This is a genomic window from Glutamicibacter sp. AOP12-B1-11 (assembly GCF_052379245.1).
Taxonomy (GTDB): domain Bacteria; phylum Actinomycetota; class Actinomycetes; order Actinomycetales; family Micrococcaceae; genus Glutamicibacter.
The window spans coordinates 1-980 of sequence record NZ_JBQSYL010000087.1; the positions used below are offsets into that span (position 1 = coordinate 1).

General features: G+C 57.8%; 1 protein-coding gene. It reads left to right on the forward strand.

Annotated features, from left to right (window positions below; genetic code table 11):
• Nucleotides 1-980, forward strand: a 980-nt coding sequence (glyA, locus tag ACT3UQ_RS19710; RefSeq protein WP_444637820.1) for a serine hydroxymethyltransferase, incomplete at both ends; no start/stop codon positions are given.

The following is a 980-nucleotide window of genomic DNA, read 5'->3' on the forward strand; positions in this document are numbered from 1 at the left end:
TCCGGTGCGCAGGCCAACGCTTCGGTGTTCCACGCGCTGGTTCGCCCGGGCGATACGGTCATGGGTCTGAACTTGGCTCATGGTGGTCACCTGACCCACGGGATGAAGATCAACTTCTCGGGTCGTCTCTTTAACATCGTTCCTTATGGTGTGAATGAAGAGACCTACGAGGTGGACATGGATGAGGTGGAGCGCCTCGCCGTGGAGAGCCAGCCGAAGATGATTGTTGCTGGTTGGTCGGCGTATCCTCGTCAGTTGGACTTCGCTCGTTTCCGTGAGATCGCTGACAAGGTCGGTGCGTACTTGTTTGTGGATATGGCGCATTTTGCTGGTTTGGTGGCTGCTGGGTTGCATCCTTCGCCGGTGCCGTATGCGCATGTGGTGACCTCCACGACGCATAAGACGCTTGCCGGTCCGCGTGGTGGCATTATCTTGACCAATGATGCTGATATTGCCAAGAAGATCAATTCGGCGGTGTTCCCTGGTCAGCAGGGTGGCCCGTTGGAGCATGTGATTGCTGGTAAGGCTGTGGCGTTCAAGATTGCTGGGTCGGCGGAGTTCAAGGAGCGTCAGGCGCGGACCTTGGCTGGGTCGCGGATTTTGGCTGAGCGTTTGGGCCAGGCTGATGTGGCTGCCAAGGGCATTAGCGTGTTGACCGGTGGCACGGATGTGCATTTGGTTTTGGTTGATTTGCGTCATTCGGAGCTTGATGGCCAGCAGGCTGAGGATTTGTTGGCGCAGGTGGAGATCACGGTGAATCGTAATGCGGTGCCGTTTGATCCGCGTCCGCCGATGGTGACGTCGGGGTTGCGTATTGGTACTCCGGCGTTGGCGACTCGTGGTTTCTCGGAGGCTGCGTTTGGCGAGGTTGCGGAGATTATTGCGCAGGCTTTGATTGCTGGTGCTGATGGTAATGCTGGTGTGTTGCCGGAGTTGAAGCAGCGTGTGCTGGATCTGGCGCAGGCTCACCCGCTCTACCC